Source organism: Streptomyces prunicolor, assembly GCF_045162825.1.
Classification (GTDB): domain Bacteria; phylum Actinomycetota; class Actinomycetes; order Streptomycetales; family Streptomycetaceae; genus Streptomyces; species Streptomyces prunicolor.
Map to the genome: position 1 here is coordinate 7,452,388 of NZ_CP108676.1, position 23,030 is coordinate 7,475,417.

The window sequence follows — 23,030 nt, forward strand, 5'->3', positions numbered from 1 at the left end:
GCCGTGCCGAAGCCGCTCAGTCTCCCTTTCGACCCCATCGCCCGCGCCGACGAACACTGGAAACAGCGTTGGGGAAACGTGCCGTCCATGGCCGCCATCACCTCGATCATGCGGGCACAGCAGATCCTGCTCGCCGAGGTCGACGCGGTCGTCAAGCCGTTCGGTCTGACCTTCGCGCGCTACGAGGCACTGGTGCTGCTCACCTTCTCCAAGGCGGGCGAGCTGCCGATGTCCAAGATCGGCGAGCGGCTCATGGTGCATCCCACGTCGGTCACGAACACCGTCGACCGGCTGGTCCGGTCCGGTCTCGTCGACAAGCGCCCCAACCCCAACGACGGCCGCGGCACCCTCGCCTCCATCACCGACAAGGGCCGCGAGGTCTGCGACGCGGCCACGCGTGACCTGATGGAGATGGACTTCGGGCTGGGGGCCTACGACGCCGAGGAGTGCGGGGAGATCTTCGCGATGCTGCGGCCGCTGAGGGTCGCGGCGGCGGACTTCGACGAGGACTGACCCGGGCCGCCGCCCCGGGGAAAGATCGCCCGGAACGGGTGGTTACGCTCGTCCTCATGAAAAAGAGCGTGTTCACCCGCTACCGCGTTTTGGCGTACACCACGGGTGTGCTGCTGGTCCTGCTCTGCCTGAGCATGATTGCCAAGTACCTCCTGAAGATCGACGGCGCCGGGAGCTTCACCGAGGTCGTCGCCATCGCGCACGGCTGGCTGTACGTCGTGTACCTCCTCTTCGCCTTCGACCTGGGCTCCAAGGCGAAGTGGCCGGTCGGCAAGCAGCTCTGGGTGCTCCTCGCGGGCACGATTCCGACGGCCGCGTTCTTCGTCGAGCGGAAGATCAGCCACGAGCTGGAGGGCCACTTCGCCGAGCCGACTCCGGTCCCCGCGAAGGCGTAGCGACCGGCCCGCACTCGGCCGAGTGCGGGCCCTGGGCCGCCGTCAGGGTTCCTCGACCAGGAACCTGACGTTGTCGACCACGAACTCGCCGTACTGGAGAGCCGATCCGACGGCCTCCAGCCGCGCGTACCGGCCCGGGGACAGCGAGGCGCTCGGCGCTGCGCAGCCCATCGCTCTCAACAGCACCCGGAACGCCAAGTCCGAAGTGCAGCGGCGGGCGCAGTCGACCAGTGCCGCCCGCACCTCGGCCGTCAGGAACCGGGCCGCCTCGATCTCGGCGACGACCGCGTCGAGGCAGGCCGTGCCGTCCTCCGTGTCCGCTCCCGAGAGGGGGCGTACGTAGGCTTCCACGGACAGCCGGGCGTCGCAGAGGCCGACGACCGTTCGCGTCCACTCCGCCCCGCTCCCGAGCCGCGTCTCGAAACTCGGCAGGTACTCCGCCCCGGCGTTCCAGAGCACCTCCAGCGTCTCCGACGGGAGGCTGCCGAGGGTTCGCGCGTCACGGCGCACCGCCAGGGCCACCTCGCCGCTTCCCCCCGCGAGGTGGTTCGCGACGATCTCGGCGGCCGTGTCCCCGTAGTGGGTTCCGTCCTGATGGAAGAACCCCATCACCCACGACACACCGAAGTCGAACTCCGTAAAACGTGGCACCGCGCCCGACCTCCCTTGCCTCTGCTTCGGGTAGCAGGTGTCGGCTGACCACTCCCTTGTGGGTGTGGCGATCAGTGACCGTAGGAGATTTTCGTGAAGGCGGCGACCGCTTTTGAGCGAGTGGTTGTGACGGCCGAGCCGGCGATCCTCGACATTTACTAGGACGTCCTAGTAAATTCGAGAGCATGGACGCTGACGCCATCGCAGAGGGCCGCCGACGCTGGCAGGCCCGGTTCGACGCCGCACGTACGCGTGAGGCCGACTTCACCACGCTCTCGGGGGATGCCGTAGAGCCGGTGTACGGGCCTCGCCCCGGGGACACGTACGACGGCTTCGAGCGGATCGGGTGGCCGGGGGAATACCCCTACACGCGCGGGCTGTACGCGACGGGCTACCGCGGGCGGACGTGGACCATCCGGCAGTTCGCCGGGTTCGGGAACGCCGAGCAGACCAACGAGCGGTACAAGAAGATCCTGGCCAACGGCGGCGGGGGGCTGTCGGTGGCCTTCGACATGCCGACCCTCATGGGCCGCGACTCCGACGACCCGCGCTCGCTCGGCGAGGTCGGGCACTGCGGGGTAGCCATCGACTCGGCCGCCGACATGGAGGTCCTCTTCAAGGGCATCCCGTTGGGTGACGTCACGACGTCGATGACGATCAGCGGGCCGGCCGTCCCCGTGTTCTGCATGTACCTGGTGGCGGCCGAGCGGCAGGGCGTGGACCCCGTCGTCCTCAACGGCACGCTCCAGACGGACATCTTCAAGGAGTACATCGCCCAGAAGGAGTGGCTCTTCCAGCCCGAGCCGCACCTGCGCCTCATCGGCGACCTCATGGAGTACTGCGCGACCGGCATCCCCGCCTACAAGCCGCTGTCCGTCTCCGGCTACCACATCCGCGAGGCCGGCTCCACGGCCGCGCAGGAGTTGGCGTACACCCTCGCCGACGGCTTCGGGTACGTCGAACTCGGCCTGTCCCGCGGCCTGGACGTGGACGTCTTCGCGCCCGGCCTGTCCTTCTTCTTCGACGCGCACGTCGACTTCTTCGAGGAGATCGCCAAGTTCCGCGCGGCGCGCAGGATTTGGGCCCGCTGGCTGCGGGACGTCTACGGCGCGCAGTCCGAGAAGGCCCAGTGGCTGCGCTTCCACACCCAGACCGCCGGCGTCTCGCTGACCGCGCAGCAGCCGTACAACAACGTGGTGCGTACGGCGGTTGAGGCCCTCGCCGCTGTCCTCGGCGGGACCAACTCGCTGCACACCAACGCCCTGGACGAGACCCTCGCGCTGCCCAGCGAGCAGGCCGCGGAGATCGCGCTGCGCACCCAGCAGGTGCTGATGGAGGAGACCGGGGTCGCCAACGTGGCGGATCCGCTGGGTGGTTCGTGGTACGTCGAGCAGCTCACCGACCGGATCGAGGCGGACGCCGAGAAGATCTTCGAGCAGATCAGGGAGCGGGGGTTGCGGGCCCACCCGGACGGTCAGCACCCGATCGGGCCGATCACCTCCGGCATCCTGCGCGGCATCGAGGACGGCTGGTTCACCGGCGAGATCGCCGAGGCCGCGTTCCAGTACCAGCGGTCCGTGGAGAAGGGCGACAAGCGGGTCGTGGGCGTCAATGTGCACCACGGGTCCGTCACCGGTGACCTGGAGATCCTGCGGGTCAGCCACGAGGTGGAGCGGGAGCAGGTACGGGAGTTGGGGGCGCGCAAGGGCGCCCGGGACGAGGCGGCCGTAGCGGCGGCCCTGGGCGCGATGCTCGCGGCGGCGCGGGACGGGTCGAACATGATCGGCCCGATGCTGGACGCGGCGCGGGCGGAGGCGACGCTGGGGGAGATCTGCGGGGTGCTGCGGGACGAGTGGGGGGTGTACACGGAGCCCGCCGGCTTCTAGGTCGTGTCCGCGAAGGCCCGTCGTCCGCCCGAAGGGCGGGCCCTGCGGCGTCTGGCGCGTGCTCTGGGGGTTTCCGGCCGGAGGTTGGGAGGGGCCGGGCGTAAGCCCTCGCGCTGGACGTACTTGGGCTTTCGCGCGGTGCGGCGAGTAGGGCACCTCCCACGCCCTTAAGGCAGTGGGGGAGCGTGCCGGGCGTCGAGGGGCGGGCTGGACTTCGCGAACGCGGCCTGAAGCGGCGGAGCCTGAGCGGTGCTGAGCGACGTCAGGCCGAGCAGCAGGACCTGGGTGAAGCTGTGGACCCACTCCTCGTCGGCCGGTTCCGCGCTGACCAGGGTGCGGTGCACCACCGCGCCCGCCACCACGTCGAAGATGAGGTCGGCCGTGCGGGCGGCTTCCTCGGGATCGGTCTCCGGGGGGAGTTCGCCGCGAGCCTGGGCCCGGGCCCTCCCCTCCACGACCAGGCATTTCTGGCGGTCGACGATCGACTCGCGGATGCGTTCGCGCAGGGCGTCGTCGTGGATGGACTCGGCGACCACCGCCATCAGCCCGCTCTTGGCCTCGGGGCGGGCGAGGATCGCCGCGAACTGGAGGACGACGCCTTCGATGTCGGCGGCCAGTGTGCCGCGGTCGGGGAGGTGGAGTTCGTCGAAGAGCTCCGCGACGGCGTCGACGACCAGTTCGTTCTTGCCGGCCCAGCGGCGGTAGAGGGTCGTTTTTGCAACCCCCGCGCGCGTGGCGACGTCTCCCAACGTGAGCTTGGACCAGCCGAGTTCGACCAGGGCCTCCCGGGTGGCCGCGAGGATCGCGGTGTCCGCGGTGGCGCTGCGCGGGCGTCCGGCGGCGCGTGGGACGGGAGTGCTGCTCTGCATCCCCCGACCATAACCGGCGGTTCCTGTGGTGCAGTGAGGGAGATCACTGGGTACCTGTATCCGGGAGAGAGCCTGTGCTATTACGCTACGGGTCGTAGCGAAACCACGGGCGCGGGGTGGGGACCCGGCGCCGAACAGCTCGCAACTGGCTTGCAACAGACCGGCTTTCTCAACGGCTTTCACAACGCTTTTCATTCACACGCGCGGACGGGGGAGGATAGACGCATGCAGCCACGGAACATGTCCATGAGCGGAGTCGTCGACCTCGCCGCGGTGAAGGCGGCCCAGGAGGCCAAGGTCAAGGCGGAGCAGGCGCGCGCCGAGACCGCCAGGCAGGGCGGCGGCGGGGCCGTCTCGCCGGCCGATCTGGTGATCGACGTAGATGAGGCGGGGTTCGAGAGCGAGGTCCTGCAGCGGTCCACCGAGGTCCCGGTCGTCATCGACTTCTGGGCCGAGTGGTGCGAGCCGTGCAAGCAGCTGAGCCCGCTCCTGGAGCGGCTCGCGCTTGATTACAACGGACGCTTCGTCCTTGCCAAGATCGACGTCGACGCCAATCAGATGCTGATGCAGCAGTTCGGGGTGCAGGGCATCCCGGCCGTCTTCGCGGTGGTCGCGGGGCAGGCGCTGCCGCTCTTCCAGGGGGCCGCTCCCGAGTCGCAGATCCGGGAGACCCTGGACCAGTTGATCCAGGTCGCCGAGCAGCGCTTCGGTCTCACCGGGTTGGACGTCGACCCCGACGCCGCGCCGGGCGACCGTCCCGAGGCCGTGGCCGAGATGCCGGCGGGACCCTACGACGCGCTGCTCGAAGCCGCCGTGCAGGCCCTGGACGCGGGGGACTTCGGCGGGGCCGTGCAGGCCTACAAGAACGTGCTGAGCGACGACCCGGCCAACACCGAGGCCAAACTGGGGCTCGCCCAGGCCGAGTTGCTGCAGCGGGTGTCGACGCTCGACCCGCAGCAGGTGCGTACCGAGGCGGCCGAGAAGCCGGGTGACGTGCCCGCGCAGATCGCCGCCGCCGACCTGGATCTGGTGGGCGGTCACGTCGAGGACGCGTTCAGCCGGCTCATCGACACCGTGCGGCGCACGGTGGGTGACGACCGGGATGCCGTACGGCTGCGGCTGTTGGAGCTCTTCGAGGTCGTCGGGGCCGATGACCCCAGGGTGACGGCGGCCCGGCGGGCACTGGCGCGGGCGCTGTTCTGAGCGGGGCGCGGGGCCCGTTCTGACCAGTCGGTAAACCTCGTGACCTGTGTTGCCGGAGTGAAAGATTTGCCGACGGAGTGTCACTGCGGCCGCGCTTTACCAAAACTTGGTAATCGCGGCCGCTGTTACTTGGAGTAAGTCGAGGGCGTTGATCTGTCGGATTCCGCCCGGGTGTCAACTGATTTGTCCTGGCCCACGATGACACCCAGCGTCGTCGGCCGATACCGGCGGGTCGTTGTTCGGTTATCCGGCCGTTACTACCCAGTAACGAAGCCCCTTGTGCAGGCGGCGAGAATGCACCACGATCGGCCACGCTCGGTCCATCGCCGTACCCCGACAGCCGGTCGGGCCGACGGATTTTTCTGGGTCCCCACCGAGTAGAGCCGGAAACAATGGAGTCGGCTCTTGGGCAGGGGGGTCTTCGCCGCACGGCGGAGCCTGTCCAGCAAGGTTGTGCGTGATGTGCGTCAGGCGCGACCAGTGGTTGTCGCTCGGGGGTGATCGCCGGTGATCGGTGCGCGGTTCGCGCCTCCGAGGACGGGCGCTCCCCTTCCCGAGGACGTAGCACTTCTCCCATCCCTGCCCGGCTGAGCCGCCAACTGGGGGCAGTCAGGGCCAGGAGATGTACGTCCGAGAAGGAGGAAATATGGAGTCCCAGGTGCGTGGCGGGACGAGATGGAAGCGCTTCGCTGTGGTCATGGTGCCCAGCGTCGCCGCTACGGCGTGTATAGGTGTCGCCCTCGCGCAGGGTGCTCTCGCCGCGTCATTCAGCGTTTCGGGTCAGTCGTTCAAGGTGACGGCGGACTCGCTCGAGGGCAAGGGCTTCGCCCAGTACGGCGCGCTCGACTCGGGCTACACCATGACCGGCGGGAGCGCGCTGCACCCGGTCGCGGTCTCGTCGTTCAAGACCGCCAAGATCACCAACATGTGCCAGTCGGTGGTCACCCCGAACATCCCGGTGCTCGGGTCCGTCAGCCTCGTGCTGCGGGCAGGCGGCAGCGGTACGCCGGTCGAGGCCGACAACCTGTACATCGACGTCGAGGACCTCAGCGCCGACGCTGTGTTCCACAACATCGACATCGGTGTGGCCGCCGGAGACACGGGCCCGACGAAGGACGGCGGCCAGGGTCCGGGCATGAAGGGCGGCAAGGAGGCGGCGAACCCGTACGGGTTCGCGCAGCAGGCCGAGTCGGTCGAGCTGACCAAGGTGAAGCAGACGGCGTGGGCCACCACTGCCGGAACCTTCAAGCTCAGCGGACTGAAGATGTCGGTCTCGGCCGGCACCCACGAGTGCTACTAGGCACTTGACGGCGGGCGGGGGAGCCGGTGGCGCCCCCGCCCGTCCACCTTCCACCAGCGCCTTCACACAAGGTGCGACTCTCCACCACAGCAACGCCGTACCAGGGAGCTGTTTTCCATGAGCGCCGAGACTCCTGCCGCACCCGGCCAGTTCGCCCGCCGGAGGCTGCAGTTTCGTGCCTGGCGTGGCACGAGGCCGTTCTGGGCCGGTCTGTTCGTCATGCTCGGCGGACTCCCGATCGCCTACTTCCCGTACGCACATCTCCAGGTGGGGCATCTGACCCTGGCGATGGCGACCACCGCGGGCGCCGGGTCCCTGATCATCGGCGTGCTGCTCGTGGTCCTGGGCTTCAGCCTCTGGTTCCAGAAGCACGTGCGCACCTTCGCCGGTGTCGCGTCGATCCTGCTGGCGCTGGTGTCCATCCCCGTGTCCAACCTCGGCGGCTTCCTGATCGGCTTCCTCCTCGCCATTGTCGGCGGGGCGCTGGCCGTGTCGTGGGCGCCGGGTGTGCCGCCGGAGCCGCAGTCGCTGCAGGACGTCGCACAGGGAGAGGGCGGCGACCCCGCCGAGGCCGCCACACCGTACGAGGCGGCCCCGCACGACTCCGCGTCGTACTACGCCAAGCCTCAGGAGCCCGCGCCGTACGAGTCCGCCGACGGTACGGGTGAGCCGAACGATCTGTCAGGAACGAGCCCGGTGAGCAACGGGGCGAACGGGAGGCACAGTGCCGGCTGACGAGGTGACCCACGGGACTGATGTGGACGAGTCCCGTGTGAGAACCGGGCCGCGGCATGCGGCACCCAAGAAGCCGCTGTTCACCAGGCTCCACATGCCCGCCGGCAAGGCGATAGCCACGGTGGCGATGCCGACCGCCGTGATCATGGGGTTCGGATTCACGTCCTCGCTCGCTCTCGCCGACAACGGCGCGACGGCCTCGCCGTCGGCCAAGAGCCTGACGGCCGACGAGTACAAGGACTGTGTCGCCGCCATCGCCGGGTCGACGGCGAGCCCCTCGGCCACGCCGTCCACGTCCGCGAGCGAGTCCGCCGACTCCTCCAAGGACGAGGCGACGCCCTCGGCTACGGCCACCGGCGACGCCGACTCGGGCAAGACCGCTTCGGGTTCGTCGGATTCAGGTTCCGACGACGAAGACACGGCCACGCCCACGCCGTCCGCCTCGGCGAGCAAGACGACGGATTCGAGCGGTTCGTCGAGCAGCACCGCGACCGCGACGCCCTCCGCGTCCGAGAGCAGTGGCAGCCTGCTGGACACCATCGGCGACGCCATCACCGGGATCCTCACCGGCGGTTCGTCGGACTCCGACTCGACGGCGAGCGCCACCCCGACGCCGACCGCGTCCGCCTCGGCGAGCGCCACGAAGGACTCGTCCACCGACGACTCCTCCAGCGGGTCCGACACCGTCAAGGACACGGTCAAGAAGGTCACCGACACGGTCGACGACACCGTGAAGGACACGACCGACACCGCGACCAAGGCGGCCGAGGACGCGGCCACCGCGACCGCTTCGGCCACGGCCACCCCGAGCCCGTCCGCGAGCGAGAGCGCCGACACCTCGGACTGCCCGGTCGCCACGGACGACACCAGCGGCGTCGACAACAAGGTGCTGCTGCCGGACGACCCCTGGTACCTGAACGCCAGCTCGCTGCTGCTCAAGGGTGCCGACTACCAAGGCGTCGTCGAGGTGAAGACCGCCAGCGGCAAGGTCAAGAAGGTCCTGAAGTACGTCATCTCCGGCGGGACCGACATCGGCGACCTGCACCAGACGGTGAACGACAAGCAGTCCGGCAAGACGTACCACGTGCAGGCGGCCTCGGGCTCGACGTCCACCATCCGCGACGGCGACACGGTGATGTACACGGAGTCCATCTCGGGCAACCTGTTCGGGCTGATCCCGATCACGTTCGACCCGGACAACCCGCCGCCGCTGAACATCCCGCTGATCTACTTCACCAACGTGAAGGTGGTCCAGGCCGGCCAGTTCGGCGGCACGCTGACCGTCCCCGGACTGCACAGCTACCAGAACTGAGCCCGTCCACAAGCCCGTTCGGGAGCCGCGAAGGAGCAGTGCCCCGCCGAGTACCCACTCGGCGGGGCACTGCTCTGTCCGGTGCGCAGTTGTCCACCAGGGAGGACGGATGATCGACTTCGCCTTCGAGCCGCGTGCCGACGACGACTCCTGGTCACCTGACTGGCGACCACCGTCCGCGGACCTGAACGCCTCGGACTTCTGTCTGCTGTACTTCAAGGCCGACCTGCGGCTGGTCGTCCACGGCGTGCAACTCGGCGTGCGGCTGCTGGGAGAACCCGTGGTCGACATCGCCCTGCTGCTGGACTACGCGGTGCGAGAGCTGGAGACCAGCGCTGACATCGCGGTCGAGGCCTCCGTCACCCAGCACGTCTACTCCTTCCACCGCGACGCGGGCACGGTCACTCTCACGACCGAGTGGCCTCCGGCCAAGGTCGAACTGAGCTGGGAGGAACTGCGCGGGCTCGTGGAGCGGGCGAAGGCGGAGGCCGTACGGCTGATCACCACCGCCCACCCCGCGCTGCGCGCCAACACCTGGCTCAGGGAAACGGTAGGAACACCCTCGGCCGCGTGAGCCGACTGCGGACGGACCGAGGGCGCCCCCTGTCGCAGGGGGCGCCCTCAGCGCCGTACAAGAGCCTTCAGCGGTACGTCAGTTGCCCTCGCCGCCGCCGAGGTGGTGGACGCGGAGCATGTTCGTGGTGCCGGCCACGCCGGGGGGCGAGCCGGCGGTGATGATGACGGTCTCGCCCGGGTTGAAGCGGTTGATCTTGGCGATCTCGCCGTCGACCATGTCGACCATCTCGTCCGTGCTGTTGACGAACGGCACCACGTGCGACTCCACGCCCCAGCTGAGCGTCAGCTGGTTGCGGGTGCTCTCGTCGGTCGTGAACGCGACGATCGGCTGCGAGGCGCGGTAGCGGGACAGCCGGCGGGCGGTGTCACCGGACTGCGTGAACGCCACCAGGGCCCGGCCGCCGAGGAAGTCGGCGATCTCGCACGCGGCACGCGCGATCGAACCACCCTGCGTCCGCGGCTTCTTGCCCGGCACGAGCGGCTGCAGGCCCTTGGAGAACAGCTCCTCCTCGGCCGCCTGGACGATCTTCGACATCGTCTGCACGGTCTCGATCGGGTAGGCGCCCACCGAGGACTCGGCGGACAGCATGACCGCGTCCGCGCCGTCCAGGATCGCGTTGGCCACGTCGGAGGCCTCGGCGCGCGTGGGGCGGGAGTTGGTGATCATCGACTCCATCATCTGGGTCGCCACGATCACCGGCTTGGCGTTGCGCCGGCACAGCTCCACCAGGCGCTTCTGCACCATCGGGACCTTCTCCAGCGGGTACTCGACGGCGAGGTCGCCACGGGCCACCATCACCGCGTCGAAGGCCGCGACCACGGCCTCCATGTTCTCGACCGCCTGCGGCTTCTCCACCTTGGCGATGACGGGGACCCGGCGGCCCTCCTCGTCCATCACCTTGTGGACGTCGTACACATCGCTCGCGTCGCGGACGAAGGACAGGGCGACCATGTCGCAGCCCATCCGCAGCGCGAAGCGCAGGTCCTCGACGTCCTTCTCGGACAGCGCGGGCACGTTGACCGCCGTGCCGGGCAGGTTGATGCCCTTGTGGTCGGAGATGACGCCGCCCTCGATGACGATCGTCTTCACGCGGGGGCCTTCGACGCTGAGGACCTTCAGCTCGACGTTGCCGTCGTTGATGAGGACCTGGTCGCCGCGGGAGACGTCACCGGGCAGGCCCTTGTACGTCGTACCGCAGATGGTCTTGTCGCCCGGGATGTCCTCGGTGGTGATGGTGAACTCGTCACCGCGCACCAGCTCGACGGGACCCTCCGCGAAGGTCTCCAGGCGGATCTTCGGGCCCTGCAGGTCGGCGAGGACGCCGATGGCACGGCCGGTCTCCTTGGCCGCGGCACGGACGCGGTCGTACCGCCCCTGGTGCTCGGCGTGGGTGCCGTGGCTGAAATTGAAACGGGCCACATTCATACCGGCCTCGATCAGCGAGACCAGTTGTTCGTGGGAGTCGACCGCGGGGCCGAGAGTACAGACGATTTTCGAACGGCGCATGGGACGATCCTATCGGTTTGTTTCGCTACGGAATATTCCGTCTGGCGGAAGATACAAATGGGCGGGCATGCGCTCAGGCGTTGTAATTTCCGACCAGTGCATAGGTCTGTGTCGCGATCTCCAATTCCTCGTCCGTCGGCACCACCGCGACCGCGACCCGCCCGGACGCCGACGAGATCAGCCGCGGCTCATCACTCCGTACGGCGTTCAGCGCCCCGTCGACCTCAAGCCCCAGCAGCTCCAGGCCCGCGACGGCGGCTTCCCGCACCGCGCCCGCGTTCTCCCCGACCCCCGCGGTGAAGGCGACCGCGTCCACCTTGCCGAGTACCGCGCAGTAGGCACCGATGTACTTCTTCAACCGGTGAATGTAGATGTCGAAGGCGAGTTCCGCCTGTTCGTCGCCCTCGTCGATCCGGCGCCGGATCTCCCGCATGTCGTTGTCCCCGCACAACCCGATCAGACCGCTCTTCTTGTTGAGAAGAGTGTCGATCTCATCGGTGGACATTCCGCCAACACGCATCAAATGGAAGATGACGGCCGGATCCAGGTCTCCCGACCGCGTCCCCATCACCAGCCCCTCCAACGGCGTCAGCCCCATGGACGTGTCCACACACCGCCCACCCCGCACGGCCGAGGCGGACGCCCCGTTCCCGAGGTGCAGCACGATGACATTGACGTCCTCGGGCGCCCTGCCGAGCAGCTTCGCCGTCGCCCGCGACACATACGCGTGCGAGGTCCCGTGGAACCCGTACCGCCGAATCCGGTACGCGTCGGCGGTCGCCACGTCGATCGCGTACCGCGCTGCCGACTCCGGCATCGTCGTGTGGAACGCCGTGTCGAACACGGCCACCTGCGGCAGATCGGGCCGCAACGCCATCGCGGTCCGGATCCCGACGAGGTTCGCCGGATTGTGCAACGGCGCGACGGGGATGAGCCGTTCGATCTCGGCGAGCACGGCGTCGTCGATGACGGTGGGCGCGGTGAAGCTCTGCCCACCGTGCACGACCCGATGCCCGATGGCGGCCAACTCCGGTGAGTCCAGGCCGAGTCCGTCTTTCGACAGCTCTTCGGCCACGGCCTTCAGGGCGGCCTCGTGATCGGGGATCGGGCCGGTGGACTCCCGTACGGCACCGGTCGTGACGCAGGTGTGCTTGAACCGGGAGGTCTCCTCGCCGATGCGCTCGACGAGTCCGAGCGCGAGGCGGCTGCTGTCCGCCATGTCGAGCAGCTGGTACTTCACCGACGAGGAGCCGGAGTTGAGGACGAGGACACGGGCCGGGGCGGGGGCGGGGCTCACTGGGGGGTTGCCTTCTCGGTCGGGGACTGCGCGGGGGCCTTGAGGTGTTGCGCCGGGGTCTTGGGGTGCTGTGCCTGGATCGCCGTGATGGCGACGGTGTTGACGATGTCCGAGACGAGGGCGCCCCGGGACAGGTCGTTGACCGGCTTGCGCAAGCCCTGCAACACCGGGCCGACGGCGATCGCGCCGGCCGAACGTTGCACGGCCTTGTAGGTGTTGTTGCCGGTGTTCAGGTCGGGGAAGATCAACACGCTTGCCTGACCGGCGACTTCGGACTCCGGCATCTTGGTGGCGGCGACGCTCGGCTCGACGGCGGCGTCGTACTGGATCGGCCCCTCGATGCGCAGGTCGGCCCGCCGCAGCCGGACCAGTTCGGTGGCCTCGCGCACCTTGTCGACGTCGGCGCCCGAGCCGGACGTACCGGTGGAGTACGACAGCATCGCGATCCGGGCCGCGACGCCGAACTGCTCGGCGGTGGCGGCCGATTGGATGGCGATGTCGGCCAACTGCTCGGCGTTCGGGTCGGGGTTGACGGCGCAGTCGCCGTACACCAGCACCTTGTCGGCGAGGCACATGAAGAAGACGGACGAGACGATGTCGGCGTCCGGCTTCGTCTTGATGATCTCGAAGGCGGGCCGGATGGTCGCGGCGGTGGAGTGCACGGCGCCGGAGACCATGCCGTCGGCGAGGCCCTCCTGCACCATCAGGGTCCCGAAGTAGTTCACGTCGGCGACGACGTCGTAGGCGAGTTCGACGGTCACGCCCTTGTGGGCGCGGAGCTTGGCGTACTTCTCGGCGAAGCGGTCGCGGAGTTCGGAGGTGGCCGGGTCGATCAACTGGGCCGCGGAGAGGTCGATGCCGAGGTCGGCGGCCCGCTTGCGGATCTGGTCCTCGGGGCCGAGCAGGGTCAACTCGCAGACACCGCGCCGCAGTAGGACCTCGGCGGCGTGCAGGACGCGGGGTTCGGTGCCCTCGGGGAGGACGATCCGGCGCTTGTCGGAGCGGGCCCGCTCCAGGAGCGTGTGCTCGAACATCATCGGGGTGAGCCGGTCGCTGCTCGGCGCCGAGACCCGCTTGAGCAGGTCGCTCGTGTCGACGTACCGCTCGAAGAGACCGAGCGCGGTCTCCGCCTTGCGCGGGGTGGCCGCGTTCAACTTCCCTTCCAGGGCGAAGAGTTCGCCGGCGGTGGGGAAGGAGTTCCCGGCCACCGAGACCACCGGGGTGCCGGGCGCGAGGCGGGCGGCGAGGGTGAGGATGCCGTGGCTGGGCACCTCGTTCAGGGTGAGCAGGACGCCGGCTATCGGCGGGGTGCCGGCACTGTGCGCGGCCAGCGCGCCGATGACGAGGTCGGCGCGGTCGCCCGGGGTGACGACGAGGCAGCCAGGGGTCAGCGCCTTGAGGAAGTTGGGCAGCATCGCCCCACCGAAGACGAAGTCGAGCGCGTCCCGGGCGAGCCCGGAGTCGTCCCCGAGGAGGACCTTGCCGCCGAGGGCGTGGGTGATCTGGGCGACGGTCGGCGCGGAGAGCGCGGGCTCGTCCGGTACGACGTAACAGGGCACCGGCAGCCGGGTGGTGAGCCGCTGGGCGATCTCGTCCCGGTCCTCGCGGGCGACCCGGTTGGTGACCATGGCGAGGACGTCGCAGCCGAGGCCGTCGTAGGCGCGATAGGCGTTGCGCGTCTCCGCGAGCACGGACTCGGCGGTCTGCTTGCGGCCGCCGACGACGGGGATCACGGAGGCGCCGAACTCGTTCGCGAGGCGGGCGTTGAGGGACAGCTCGTCCGGGAACTGGGTGTCCGCGTAGTCGGTACCCAGGACGAGGACGACGTCGTAGTCACGGGCGACGAGATGGAACCGGTCGACGAGCGTCGACACCAGTTCGTCCGTCCCCTGCTCGGCCTGGAGGGCGGAGGCCTCGTGGTAGTCCATGCCGTAGACGGTGGCCGGGTCCTGTGAGAGCCGGTAGCGCGCACGCAGCAGTTCGAACAGGCGATCGGGGCCGTCGTGGACGAGGGGTCGGAACACCCCCACCCGGTCGACCTGGCGGGTCAGGAGTTCCATGACCCCCAGCTCGACGACCTGACGGCCGTCGCCGCGGTCGATCCCGGTCACGTACACGCTGCGGGTCACGCGTGGTCTCCTCTTCCGGTTCCGGCAGATTCTGACGGTTTCCGGTTCTCGGGGCTTCTGGTTCTCAGGGTTTCTGGCTGCCCGTTTCGACGGTCATAAAAATCGCCCACCTGGGTGAGCGGAACCCTCTTGACAATACCTCCGGGGGTGGTTAAGGCGCCCGTCAGTCCGGTGGGAGCGGCGACGCCCTGGGGGACGTGAAACAATCGGGTCCGGCTCACCGGTCTCAACAGCGAGCAGGAGACACAGCACGATGCGCATCGGAGTTCTCACCGCAGGCGGCGACTGCCCCGGCCTGAACGCCGTGATCCGATCGGTCGTGCACCGAGCGGTCGACAACTACGGCGACGAGGTCATCGGCTTCGAGGACGGCTACGCCGGACTGCTCGAAGGCCACTACCGCAACCTCGACCTGGACGCGGTCAGCGGCATCCTCGCCCGCGGCGGCACGATCCTGGGCTCGTCCCGACTGGAGCGGGACCGCCTCCGCGAGGCCTGCGAGAACGCGCTGGACATCGCGCGCGACTTCGGGATCGACGCGCTGATCCCGATCGGCGGGGAGGGGACGCTGACGGCGGCGCGCATGCTGTCGGACGCCGGCCTGCCGGTCGTAGGAGTCCCCAAGACGATCGACAACGACATCTCGTCGACGGACCGCACATTCGGGTTCGACACGGCGGTCGGGGTCGCGACGGAGGCGATGGACCGCCTGAAGACGACGGCGGAGTCGCACCAGCGGGTGATGGTCGTCGAGGTCATGGGCCGGCACGCGGGCTGGATCGCGCTGGAGTCCGGGATGGCGGCGGGCGCGCACGGCATCTGCCTGCCCGAGCGCCCCTTCGACCCGGCCGACCTGGTCAAGATGGTCGAGGAACGCTTCGCTCGCGGCAAGAGGTTCGCCGTCGTGTGCGTGGCCGAGGGCGCGCACCCGGCCGAGGGTTCCATGGACTACAACAAGGGCGAGATCGACCAGTTCGGCCATGAGCGCTTCCAGGGCATCGGCACGGCGCTGGCCTACGAGTTGGAGCGCCGCCTCGGCAAGGAGGCCAAGCCGGTCATCCTCGGCCACATCCAGCGCGGCGGCGTACCGACCGCGTACGACCGGGTGTTGGCGACGCGCTTCGGCTGGCACGCGGTGGAGGCTGCGCACCAGGGGGAGTTCGGGCGGATGACCGCGCTGCGGGGGACGGACGTGGTGATGGTGCCGTTGGCTGAGGCGGTCACCGAGTTGAAGACGGTGCCGAAGGATCGGATGGACGAGGCGGAGTCGGTTTTCTAGGCTCCAACTCCTGGCTTCTGGCCGGGTTTTGGCGCCGGGGCACCGGGTGTTCAGTAGGTGCTCTTCTCGACCATGGACCAGAAACGGCTGATGATCTGGTCGAGGAAGTCCCGGCCGGCCTCGTTCGCGTCGACGGCGGAGTTGCCGCCGCCCCAGTTGAGGGTGGCGACCATCTGCGCCTGGTAGTCCTCGTGCAACTCCTGGAGGGAGTCCTCCAGGAGTCGCCGGTCCAGCGACACCATCTTGCCGATCTGCCGTACGTAGGCCTGCCAGCGGGTGGTCATGGCGCTGCGCAGAAGTTCCGCGAGGCGGGTGTCGCGGCCGGTGACGCTGATGAAGTCGGGCAGCGAGAGGTCGAGCAGATCGGCGAGCGCGGAGGACTGGCGCTCGGTGCCGCGCCACTGGTCGTGCTCCTCCATCCGTAGATACGCGAGGAGTTCGAGCCCGACGGCACGGGCGACGTCCTCCGGCGCGAGTCCCCGGGCGAGGCGGTGCTCACGCAGCGTGCGTGGCTTGCCGATGAGTTCGGCCGGGGAACACCACAACACACCGGACAGCGCGGTGAGTTCGGGACCGGAGGGCGCGGTGAGTCCTCGCTCCCAGGCGATGACCAGGTCAGGCGTGACGTAAGGGAGCCCGTACGAGGCACGCATGCCGTACGCGACGTGTTCGGGACCCATGTTGAGCGCGGTACGTAGCCGCCGGGCGGCGGGCGCGTCGAACGGCGGGGTGGGTGGCGTGGGCGGCGTGGACTGGCTGGGTTGAACTGGGGGTCGGCGCACGGGGCACAAGCTAGGGGCGCCGGAGTGCGGTTACTACGGTCTGTTCGGCCAGGATTACGGATTGTAGGAACGTACGGATTCGGTCGGGTGGCAGCCGTGGAGCGCGGCCGGGGTGGGGGAGATCGGTGACGCTGAGTGGTGGCGGCGAGGGGTGAGGGGTGGGCAGGGGGCGGGTGCCGGTCTATGAATATGCCTCCCTACCTTGCCATTTGCCGGTGCGGCGGACTTCGGGGGTCGTTCTGTCGGCGTCCTGTCGGCGTCGGGTGTGTGGGCGGGGATCGAAGGGGAGTGCGTTTGTGGTGGGGGTGGTGATCGGGTGTGGGGGGAAGTGGGGGGCGGCGCAAAGTCGTCGGTGGGTGGGTGGGGGGGGGGTGTTCGGTGGGCGGGGGCGGGTGGGTTGTTCAGGTGCGGGTTGCGGCTGCGGCCGCATCTAGCACCAGTCGCCAGGGGAACTCCTTGGGCCTGCCCTGCCCGGGCTGGTTCGGTACGAAGCCGCCCTCGCCGTACAGGAGTTGGACGCCCATGGCGCGCAACTCGGCTGCGCTGCGCTCGAATTGCCGGTGCTGTACGTAGGCCGAGTTGACGCAGGGCATCGCGATGATGGGGATGCGCTTGCCGATGCCTTCGGCGACGACACCGACCACGAAGTCGTGAGTGAGTCCCAGCGCCCATGAGTTGACCGTGTTGAAGGTCGCCGGTGCGAACGCGATGACGTCCGCCTTCGGCCAGACGTCCGGCTCGCCGGGCATCTTGTACTCGCTGCGGACGGGGTGGTCTGTCAGCCGGGCCAGTTCGCTGAGTTGGGGTTCGAGCCAGCGGGCTGCGGTGGGGGTGAGGCCTAGGCATACGTCGAAGTTGCGGGACTGGGCGTCCTTGATGACCTTGGCGATGTCGAGGGTGGGGGGTGCGGCGGAGGCGAAGAGGTAGAGGACAGGGTTGGTCGTGGTCATGGGAGCCATCCGATCACACACAACGGCCCCTGCTCGGGAGGGAGTCGGGACGGAAGCGCGCGCCTGAGTGGCCCGGCCTGGGTACTGTTCCGGTGGCCGCTCAGAACGGAGACCGGTATGCCCTCACTGGACGACAACCACACGGGCGCCCGTATCAGGGAACAGCGCAGACTGGCCCGACTCACCCAGCGCCAGCTCGCCGCTCGGCTGCCCTATTCCTACAGCCTCCTGAACCAGGTGGAATGCGCCGCCCGACCGGCCACGGCCGACTTCGTCGCCGCCGTCGCCCGCGTACTCCAGATCGACGTCACCGTGCTCACCGGGCAGCCGTACGTGACCGAGTTGCAGCGCGACCGGCTCGCCGAACTGGTACGGCCGATCCGGGAGTCCCTCGACCTCTACGACCTCGGCCCGAACCCGGATCTGACGGTCCGGTCGGCGGATCAGCTCATGGCTGGGGCCGATCACCTGTGCGCGGAGGTCCGGGCCACACGCCTGCGCAACGCGGCCCGCGAACTGCCGGGCCTGGTCGCCGAACTCACCCACAGCGCTTGGTCGACGCCCTCGACCGAAATGTGGCAGGCACTGGCCTCGACCTATCGCACGGCACACGACATCAGCGTGAAGCTCGGCTACTACGACCTCTCCTCGGTCGCCCTGGACCGTATGGCCTGGGCGGCGGAGCGCGCTTCCGACGCCTGCCTGGGCGCGGTGCGCCAGTACATGCGGGCGCTGGTCTACTTCCGTGAGGGGGAGTACGGGATCGGGCAGCGGCTGATCGCCTCGGGGCACACTGTGGTCGGCCAGGCTGCCAAGACCCGTGAGGCCTTGGCGGTCACCGGACAACTCCATCTCGGAGGCTCCGTCATTGCCGCGCGCGCTGACGACGAGGCAGGCGTCGGTCGGCACATCACCGAGGCCCACAGGATTGCGAAGCGCATCGGAGACGCTTCCGAGGTGCACTGGCTCAGTTTCGGGCCAGCCAACGTCGCCCTGCACAAGATGTCCGCCGCCGTCGAGATGCGGCGCTACGACGACGCACTCAAGCAGGCTCGGACGATCAGGCTGCCTTCGCAACTGGCGACTTCCCGCCGCGCGCACTTCCTGATCGACCAGGCACGCACCGAGATGGAGACCGGGCACACCGAGGCTGCCCTGAAGTCACTGGTCGAGGCGCGTCGTCTGGCTCCCGAACAGACTCGCTACCACCCGGCGGCCCGGGACACGATCACGGGTCTGGTGCACCTGTCCCGGCGGACGCCGGACACGCTCAGCCACATGGCGGCGTGGGCCGGCTTGTAGCCCGACTGCGATCCCAACGCTCACAGATCCGTGAGCGTTCCGCTCCGCTCGCAGCGTCACGATGTACTCACACCTGGTCAACGCCCTTGCTGTCGGACCTCGTTCGACGCGGGGTGCGCTTCGGCAGTCGAGCGAACGACTCCGGGGCCGGCCAACGCTGCTGAGGAGCGCCGACATGACGAACGGTACTGCCCTGCGAAAGCCGGAGGTCAAGATGACCATCCGGGTGTACTCGGTGAACGGCGACGGCATAGTCACCGAGGATCGGGGCGTCGTGAACATCCTGGAGGGGCAGGAGCTGCCGCTGGGCTCTGGCGTCCTGCCGTGCCGGTGCTACTGCTGCACGGCGCAGGGAGACCAGCTTGCCAAGCCTTCACGCCCGGAGGCGTCGCCTGACATCGCGCGCATGCGGGCCGACGCGGTCGAATTCCTCGACGTGTGCGTGCCGTTGCCACGCTACGAGGATGTGCAGAACGCCGCGGCCGACTGCCATCGCAACCTGCTGAAGCTGATCCCCGAAGTCGAGCAGCTCGCGGGACGCCTCCCGGATGACGACATCCCGGCCAAGGTCGCGGAGGCCGGAGTCGTAGAAGCCCGGCGCCGCCTCTACGAGATCGAGGCCGTGGGCCTGGACGGTGAGGTCAAGCGAGTCCAACGGTTGGCCCGTTCCGTCCTCGCACTCTGCGATCACCATGACTCTCTGACCGGCCTCACGATGTGCCTGGTCTGTGACGACCCGATCCAAGACGGCGAAGAATCCCAGCCGTACGACAAGGTCAGCTCCTCGGGCGGCGTGGCGAGGGCGGGACGTATCCATGCCAAGTGCGCCAACAGGCTGCTCCATCGCTGACGAAGATCTCCCCGCCCCCAACAGGGGCCCCATGGCAGCCGTTTCGGGTCAGGGCGGCGCCGAACCCAGGCTCCTCTCGTAAGAAGGGAACACCCGTGACCGCTACCCTCGACCACCCCGCAGGCACTCGTACCCGGGACCCGCAGCAACTCCTCAACGCCGTCGCCCCGCACATCACCGAACTGACCATGAACATCTTCGACTCGGGGATGAGCATCTGGGACCGCGAGACAGCCCTGCTGCTACGAGACCACACGATGGTCCGCGACATGGCCGAACGCATTCTGGGCAACGCCGTCATGTACGTGATGGGCTCCATCGAGAACCCGGACGTGCACCTCGGTGTCGGCAAGTTGGTCGACATCGGCGTGCACCAACTCATCCTCGACACGCACGACTGGTTCGGCATCTGCCGTCTGTACAACGGTGCCCGGTACAAGCACCATGCCCCGTTCATCCAGCGCCGCAACGACGGCCTGTGCCTGCGCACCGGAGACTTCCTGAAGAGCCAAGGCTGGCCCGTGGACGAGGAGTTGTGGGCCATCGACGGCACGGACTGCTCGCCGTGCGACGACAAGGTTCCGGACAGCCACTGACCGCCCGCTACAGTCGGCCCCCGTTCTCCCGTTCCCAGGGGAGAGCGGGGGCTCCAGCACCCCGACACGATGCAGAGGAACGACGCCGTGCCCGTACCCCACGACATCCCGGCCGAGACCGAACTGTGGGACGCCTACGCCGAGTCCGCGTTCAAGGGCGAGGCCGAGCCCTCGTTCTGCTGGACGCAGTACGCCGGTCACGGCCCCGGCCCCGAACTGCTCGGCGACCCGCGCAGCGTGCTGGAGATCGGGTGCGGAACCGGTCGTGCCCTCGCGTACCTTGCGGGGCGGGGTGTCAGCGCGCAGGGTGTCGACCTTTCGCGGGTCATGGTCGAGAAGGTGAGCGAGCGGTGGGGTGACACCGGCGCCGAGTTCGCGTGCGGTGAGGTCCTGGAGTACCTCGCCTCGTGCGATGACACGTACGACGCGGTCTACTCGATCTTCGGTGCGGCCTGGTTCGTCGACCCGGGGCGGCTGTTTCCGCTTGTACGGGCGCGGCTCAACCCGGGCGGTGTCTTCGTGTTCTCGCAACCGCCGGCGATCCCCGGTGCGTACGGGCCGCAGGGCATGTACAAGGGGGGCTTCGCGGGCAGGGCCATGTTCACGTACCGGTACAGCTATCGGCCTGCGGTTTGGGAACGGTTGCTGACTCGGGCCGGGTTCTCGTCGGTTGTGGCGGCCGTGCTTGATGCGCCTGAGCCTGGACATATTGGGACGTTGATTGTGCGCGGCGAGGCTTAGTGGCAGTCCGCGACGAACCGGACGGGTATGCGGGGCGCTTCTCTCGCCGGTTGGCGACGGCCTTCCGTGCGCGAAGGCAGACGGTGCTGCGGGTTCTGGGGTGCGTGGTGCGGGAGTGCGCGGTGGAGTGGGGGCTCGGGAGTTTTCGGGGGTGTGGGTTGGGAGGAGGTGACGCGGGGTGGGGTGGTGGTTATTGCTGCTGCTCGGCCCAGGTGCGGGCCTGGTCGGCTTCGGGGATGTCACCGGCTCGGGCGTAGGCGTCAGAGGCCTGGAGCCAGCAGTCCCGGGCGTCGGCGGGACGGCCGGCGCCCGCATGGACGAGGGCGAGGTTGTGGAGGACCCCGCCTGTCCCATACCAGTCCTCGAACTCCCGGTAGACCTCCAACGCCCGGCCGTACCCCTCGACCGCCTCCTCCGCCCTGCCAGCCGCCTCCAGGGCGACGCCGAGGTCGTTCCACGTGCCCGCCTCGCCGTGGCGGTCCCCGACGGCTTGGTACAGGTCAAGGGCCCGGGTGTGCGCCTTGATCGCCTCTTCCACCCGGCCCGCCTCCCCCAGAGCGATGCCGAGTCCGTGCCACGCGCGGGCCTCGCGGAGGCGGTTCCCTAGGCCCTGATGCAGGTCACGGGCCCGGGTGTGCGCCTCGATGGCCTCCTCCACCTGGCCCGCCTCCCGCAGGGCGATGCCGAGGTGGTCCCACGCGATGGCCTCGTCCGATCGGTCCCCAAAACGGCGAGAGCCCTCCACCGCGGCCTGGCCCACAACGACCCAGTCATCGAAGTACCGCCGCCACTCCAGGTATTCCCCCAGGCATACGGCCAGCCGCATCGCCCTCCCCGCGAACCGCTCCCGCTCCGCCCACCCCACCGCAGCCACCAAACCCGACCGCTCCCCGTCCAACCACCCCAACGCCTCCACCCGCCCCCCGAACCGCTCCGGCACCTCAACTCCCGGCAACCACCGCAACCAGTCATCAGCCGCATCCGCCCACCCGACATAGAAATCCAGCACCCGCCCCCGAGCCACCTCCCCCTCCTCCACCCACCCCACATCCCCCGCCACCACACCCACCCCAAACACCCGCACCAAGTCATGCAACCGCCACCGCACACCTCCGTCCGAACCCTCGTCAGCCCGAACCGGCGTCACAAGGCACGCAGCGGCCAGGTCCTCCAGGAGGCTCAAGGCGTCCTCCGTGTCGAGGTCGGCCAAGGCGGCCACCGCCTCCGTGCCGGTCTCCGCGCCCGGGGCGAGGGAGAGCAGGCGCAGCAGTCGGGCCTGGTCGGGTGGGAGTCGGCGGTACGACGTCTCCAGGACCGGGCGGAGGACGAGGGAGCGGCCGTACTGGTCGGTGCCGCGCGTGCCGTTGTCCAGGGCGGCCATCGCGTCCCCGGCTTCCTTGATCTCGGTCACCAGCGAGGCGATCCCGCGCGTACGGCGTCGGCGCAGCATCGCGGCGGCGATCTGGAGGGCGAGGGGCAAGTGGCCGCAGAGGGAGGCCAGTTCGCGGAGGGCGGCCGGTTCGCGGGACGGGCGGTCGTCGCGGTCGTCGGCGTCGTGGAGGGCGCGGGTGATGAGGGCGGCGGAGTCGTCGGGAGGGAGGGTCTCCAGGTCGATGAGGCGGACGCCGGTGAGGGAGTCCGGGCGGTCGCGGGAGGTGATCAGGACCCGGTGGCGGTCCGTGCCCGGCAGGAGGGGGAGGTACTGGGCCGGGTCCGAGGCGTTGTCCAGGATCAGCAGCATGCGGTGCCGGCGCTCGGCGAGGAGGCGGCGGTAGGCGTCGTACTGGCGTATGGCCGATGCGGGCAGGTCCGGGCCGCGTACCCCGAGTGCGTCCAGCAGCGCCAGGACCGCCTGGTCGGCGGTGACCGGATCGTCGTCGTAGCCCCGCAGGTCGACGAAGAGTGTCCCGCCGGGGAACCAGTCCCGTGCGCACGCCTGGTGTGCCGTCTCGACCGCCAGTGCCGTCTTGCCGATGCCGCCCATGCCCGTGACGGCGAAGATGAGGAGGGGGAGTTCGGGGGTGCCGTTCGGGGCGGGTTCGAGGTGGGGCAGCAGGCGGCCCAGTTCCGCCGAACGGCCTGTGAAGCCGAGGGGGCGGGACGGGAGTGTGGCGGTCGCTACCGGTACCGGGCCGTGGGCGGTGAACGGTCCCGCGG

The 23,030-nt window shown here is 69.1% G+C and carries 21 protein-coding genes; 13 read left to right on the forward strand and 8 right to left on the reverse strand.

What is annotated here, in order from left to right:
* The first annotated feature begins 3 nt into the window (after positions 1-3).
* A complete protein-coding gene (locus tag OG588_RS34450) occupies positions 4-513 on the forward strand; it encodes a MarR family winged helix-turn-helix transcriptional regulator (RefSeq protein WP_405950640.1) in 510 nt (169 codons plus the stop codon).
* Between the two features lie 56 nt (positions 514-569).
* Complete coding sequence (locus OG588_RS34455; RefSeq protein WP_405950641.1) at positions 570-908, forward strand: DUF3817 domain-containing protein; 339 nt, start codon at positions 570-572, stop codon at positions 906-908.
* A 42-nt stretch (positions 909-950) separates the two neighbouring features.
* Here OG588_RS34455 and OG588_RS34460 read toward each other — a convergent pair whose 3' ends face one another.
* Positions 951-1,559 (reverse strand): hypothetical protein, encoded by a 609-nt coding sequence (locus tag OG588_RS34460; protein WP_405950642.1) that lies wholly within the window; start codon positions 1,557-1,559, stop codon positions 951-953.
* Positions 1,560-1,744: 185 nt separating this feature from the next.
* Between OG588_RS34460 and OG588_RS34465 the strand changes: the two genes are divergently transcribed.
* On the forward strand, positions 1,745-3,445 hold the full coding sequence (locus tag OG588_RS34465; protein WP_405950643.1) for a methylmalonyl-CoA mutase: 1,701 nt from the start codon (positions 1,745-1,747) through the stop codon (positions 3,443-3,445).
* Positions 3,446-3,612: 167 nt separating this feature from the next.
* On the opposite strand, the gene OG588_RS34470 is transcribed toward OG588_RS34465, so the two are convergent.
* Positions 3,613-4,314 (reverse strand): TetR/AcrR family transcriptional regulator, encoded by a 702-nt coding sequence (locus OG588_RS34470; RefSeq protein ID WP_405950644.1) that lies wholly within the window; start codon positions 4,312-4,314, stop codon positions 3,613-3,615.
* 225 nt (positions 4,315-4,539) lie between these two features.
* Here OG588_RS34470 and OG588_RS34475 point away from each other — a divergent pair, with 225 nt between their 5' ends.
* The 5 genes from OG588_RS34475 (at position 4,540) to OG588_RS34495 (ending at position 9,438) form a co-directional block, all read left to right on the forward strand.
* Complete coding sequence (locus OG588_RS34475; RefSeq protein WP_019060774.1) at positions 4,540-5,517, forward strand: tetratricopeptide repeat protein; 978 nt, start codon at positions 4,540-4,542, stop codon at positions 5,515-5,517.
* 646 nt (positions 5,518-6,163) lie between these two features.
* On the forward strand, positions 6,164-6,817 hold the full coding sequence (locus tag OG588_RS34480; RefSeq protein WP_405950645.1) for a DUF6230 family protein: 654 nt from the start codon (positions 6,164-6,166) through the stop codon (positions 6,815-6,817).
* 117 nt (positions 6,818-6,934) lie between these two features.
* Positions 6,935-7,552: a DUF6114 domain-containing protein gene (locus OG588_RS34485; protein ID WP_366098198.1), complete on the forward strand. Its 618-nt coding sequence runs from the start codon at positions 6,935-6,937 to the stop codon at positions 7,550-7,552.
* Complete coding sequence (locus OG588_RS34490; protein WP_405950646.1) at positions 7,542-8,864, forward strand: hypothetical protein; 1,323 nt, start codon at positions 7,542-7,544, stop codon at positions 8,862-8,864. Before OG588_RS34485 ends, OG588_RS34490 begins: the two co-directional genes overlap by 11 nt.
* A gap of 109 nt (positions 8,865-8,973) precedes the next feature.
* The gene (locus OG588_RS34495; RefSeq protein WP_405950647.1) at positions 8,974-9,438 is read left to right on the forward strand and encodes a hypothetical protein; all 465 of its coding nucleotides are present in this window, start codon (positions 8,974-8,976) and stop codon (positions 9,436-9,438) included.
* 78 nt (positions 9,439-9,516) lie between these two features.
* Here OG588_RS34495 and pyk read toward each other — a convergent pair whose 3' ends face one another.
* From pyk to pta, 3 genes are all read right to left on the reverse strand, one after another.
* On the reverse strand, positions 9,517-10,947 hold the full coding sequence (gene pyk, locus OG588_RS34500) for a pyruvate kinase (protein WP_405950648.1): 1,431 nt from the start codon (positions 10,945-10,947) through the stop codon (positions 9,517-9,519).
* Positions 10,948-11,020: 73 nt separating this feature from the next.
* Positions 11,021-12,244 (reverse strand): acetate kinase, encoded by a 1,224-nt coding sequence (locus tag OG588_RS34505; RefSeq protein ID WP_405950649.1) that lies wholly within the window; start codon positions 12,242-12,244, stop codon positions 11,021-11,023.
* Positions 12,241-14,373 (reverse strand): phosphate acetyltransferase, encoded by a 2,133-nt coding sequence (gene pta / locus OG588_RS34510; protein WP_405950650.1) that lies wholly within the window; start codon positions 14,371-14,373, stop codon positions 12,241-12,243. Before pta ends, OG588_RS34505 begins: the two co-directional genes overlap by 4 nt.
* A 253-nt stretch (positions 14,374-14,626) precedes the next feature.
* On the opposite strand from pta, the gene OG588_RS34515 reads away from it, so the two are divergent.
* Positions 14,627-15,652, forward strand: coding sequence for an ATP-dependent 6-phosphofructokinase (locus tag OG588_RS34515; RefSeq protein WP_019060782.1), 1,026 nt, complete (start codon positions 14,627-14,629; stop codon positions 15,650-15,652).
* A gap of 50 nt (positions 15,653-15,702) precedes the next feature.
* Here OG588_RS34515 and OG588_RS34520 read toward each other — a convergent pair whose 3' ends face one another.
* Entirely contained in the window at positions 15,703-16,332 is a 630-nt protein-coding gene (locus OG588_RS34520) for an XRE family transcriptional regulator (protein ID WP_405953280.1), read from the reverse strand.
* A gap of 503 nt (positions 16,333-16,835) precedes the next feature.
* On the reverse strand, positions 16,836-17,384 hold the full coding sequence (locus tag OG588_RS34525; protein WP_405950651.1) for a flavoprotein: 549 nt from the start codon (positions 17,382-17,384) through the stop codon (positions 16,836-16,838).
* Between the two features lie 117 nt (positions 17,385-17,501).
* Between OG588_RS34525 and OG588_RS34530 the strand changes: the two genes are divergently transcribed.
* The 4 genes from OG588_RS34530 (at position 17,502) to OG588_RS34545 (ending at position 20,873) form a co-directional block, all read left to right on the forward strand.
* Positions 17,502-18,686 (forward strand): helix-turn-helix domain-containing protein, encoded by a 1,185-nt coding sequence (locus OG588_RS34530; protein WP_405950652.1) that lies wholly within the window; start codon positions 17,502-17,504, stop codon positions 18,684-18,686.
* 175 nt (positions 18,687-18,861) lie between these two features.
* Positions 18,862-19,536 (forward strand): DUF6415 family natural product biosynthesis protein, encoded by a 675-nt coding sequence (locus tag OG588_RS34535; protein WP_405950653.1) that lies wholly within the window; start codon positions 18,862-18,864, stop codon positions 19,534-19,536.
* 95 nt (positions 19,537-19,631) lie between these two features.
* Entirely contained in the window at positions 19,632-20,132 is a 501-nt protein-coding gene (locus OG588_RS34540; protein ID WP_405950654.1) for a hypothetical protein, read from the forward strand.
* Positions 20,133-20,219: 87 nt separating this feature from the next.
* Positions 20,220-20,873, forward strand: coding sequence for a class I SAM-dependent methyltransferase (locus OG588_RS34545; RefSeq protein ID WP_405950655.1), 654 nt, complete (start codon positions 20,220-20,222; stop codon positions 20,871-20,873).
* A 190-nt stretch (positions 20,874-21,063) separates the two neighbouring features.
* On the opposite strand, the gene OG588_RS34550 is transcribed toward OG588_RS34545, so the two are convergent.
* The gene (locus tag OG588_RS34550) at positions 21,064-22,857 is read right to left on the reverse strand and encodes a tetratricopeptide repeat protein (RefSeq protein WP_405950656.1); all 1,794 of its coding nucleotides are present in this window, start codon (positions 22,855-22,857) and stop codon (positions 21,064-21,066) included.
* Positions 22,858-23,030: the final 173 nt, after the last annotated feature.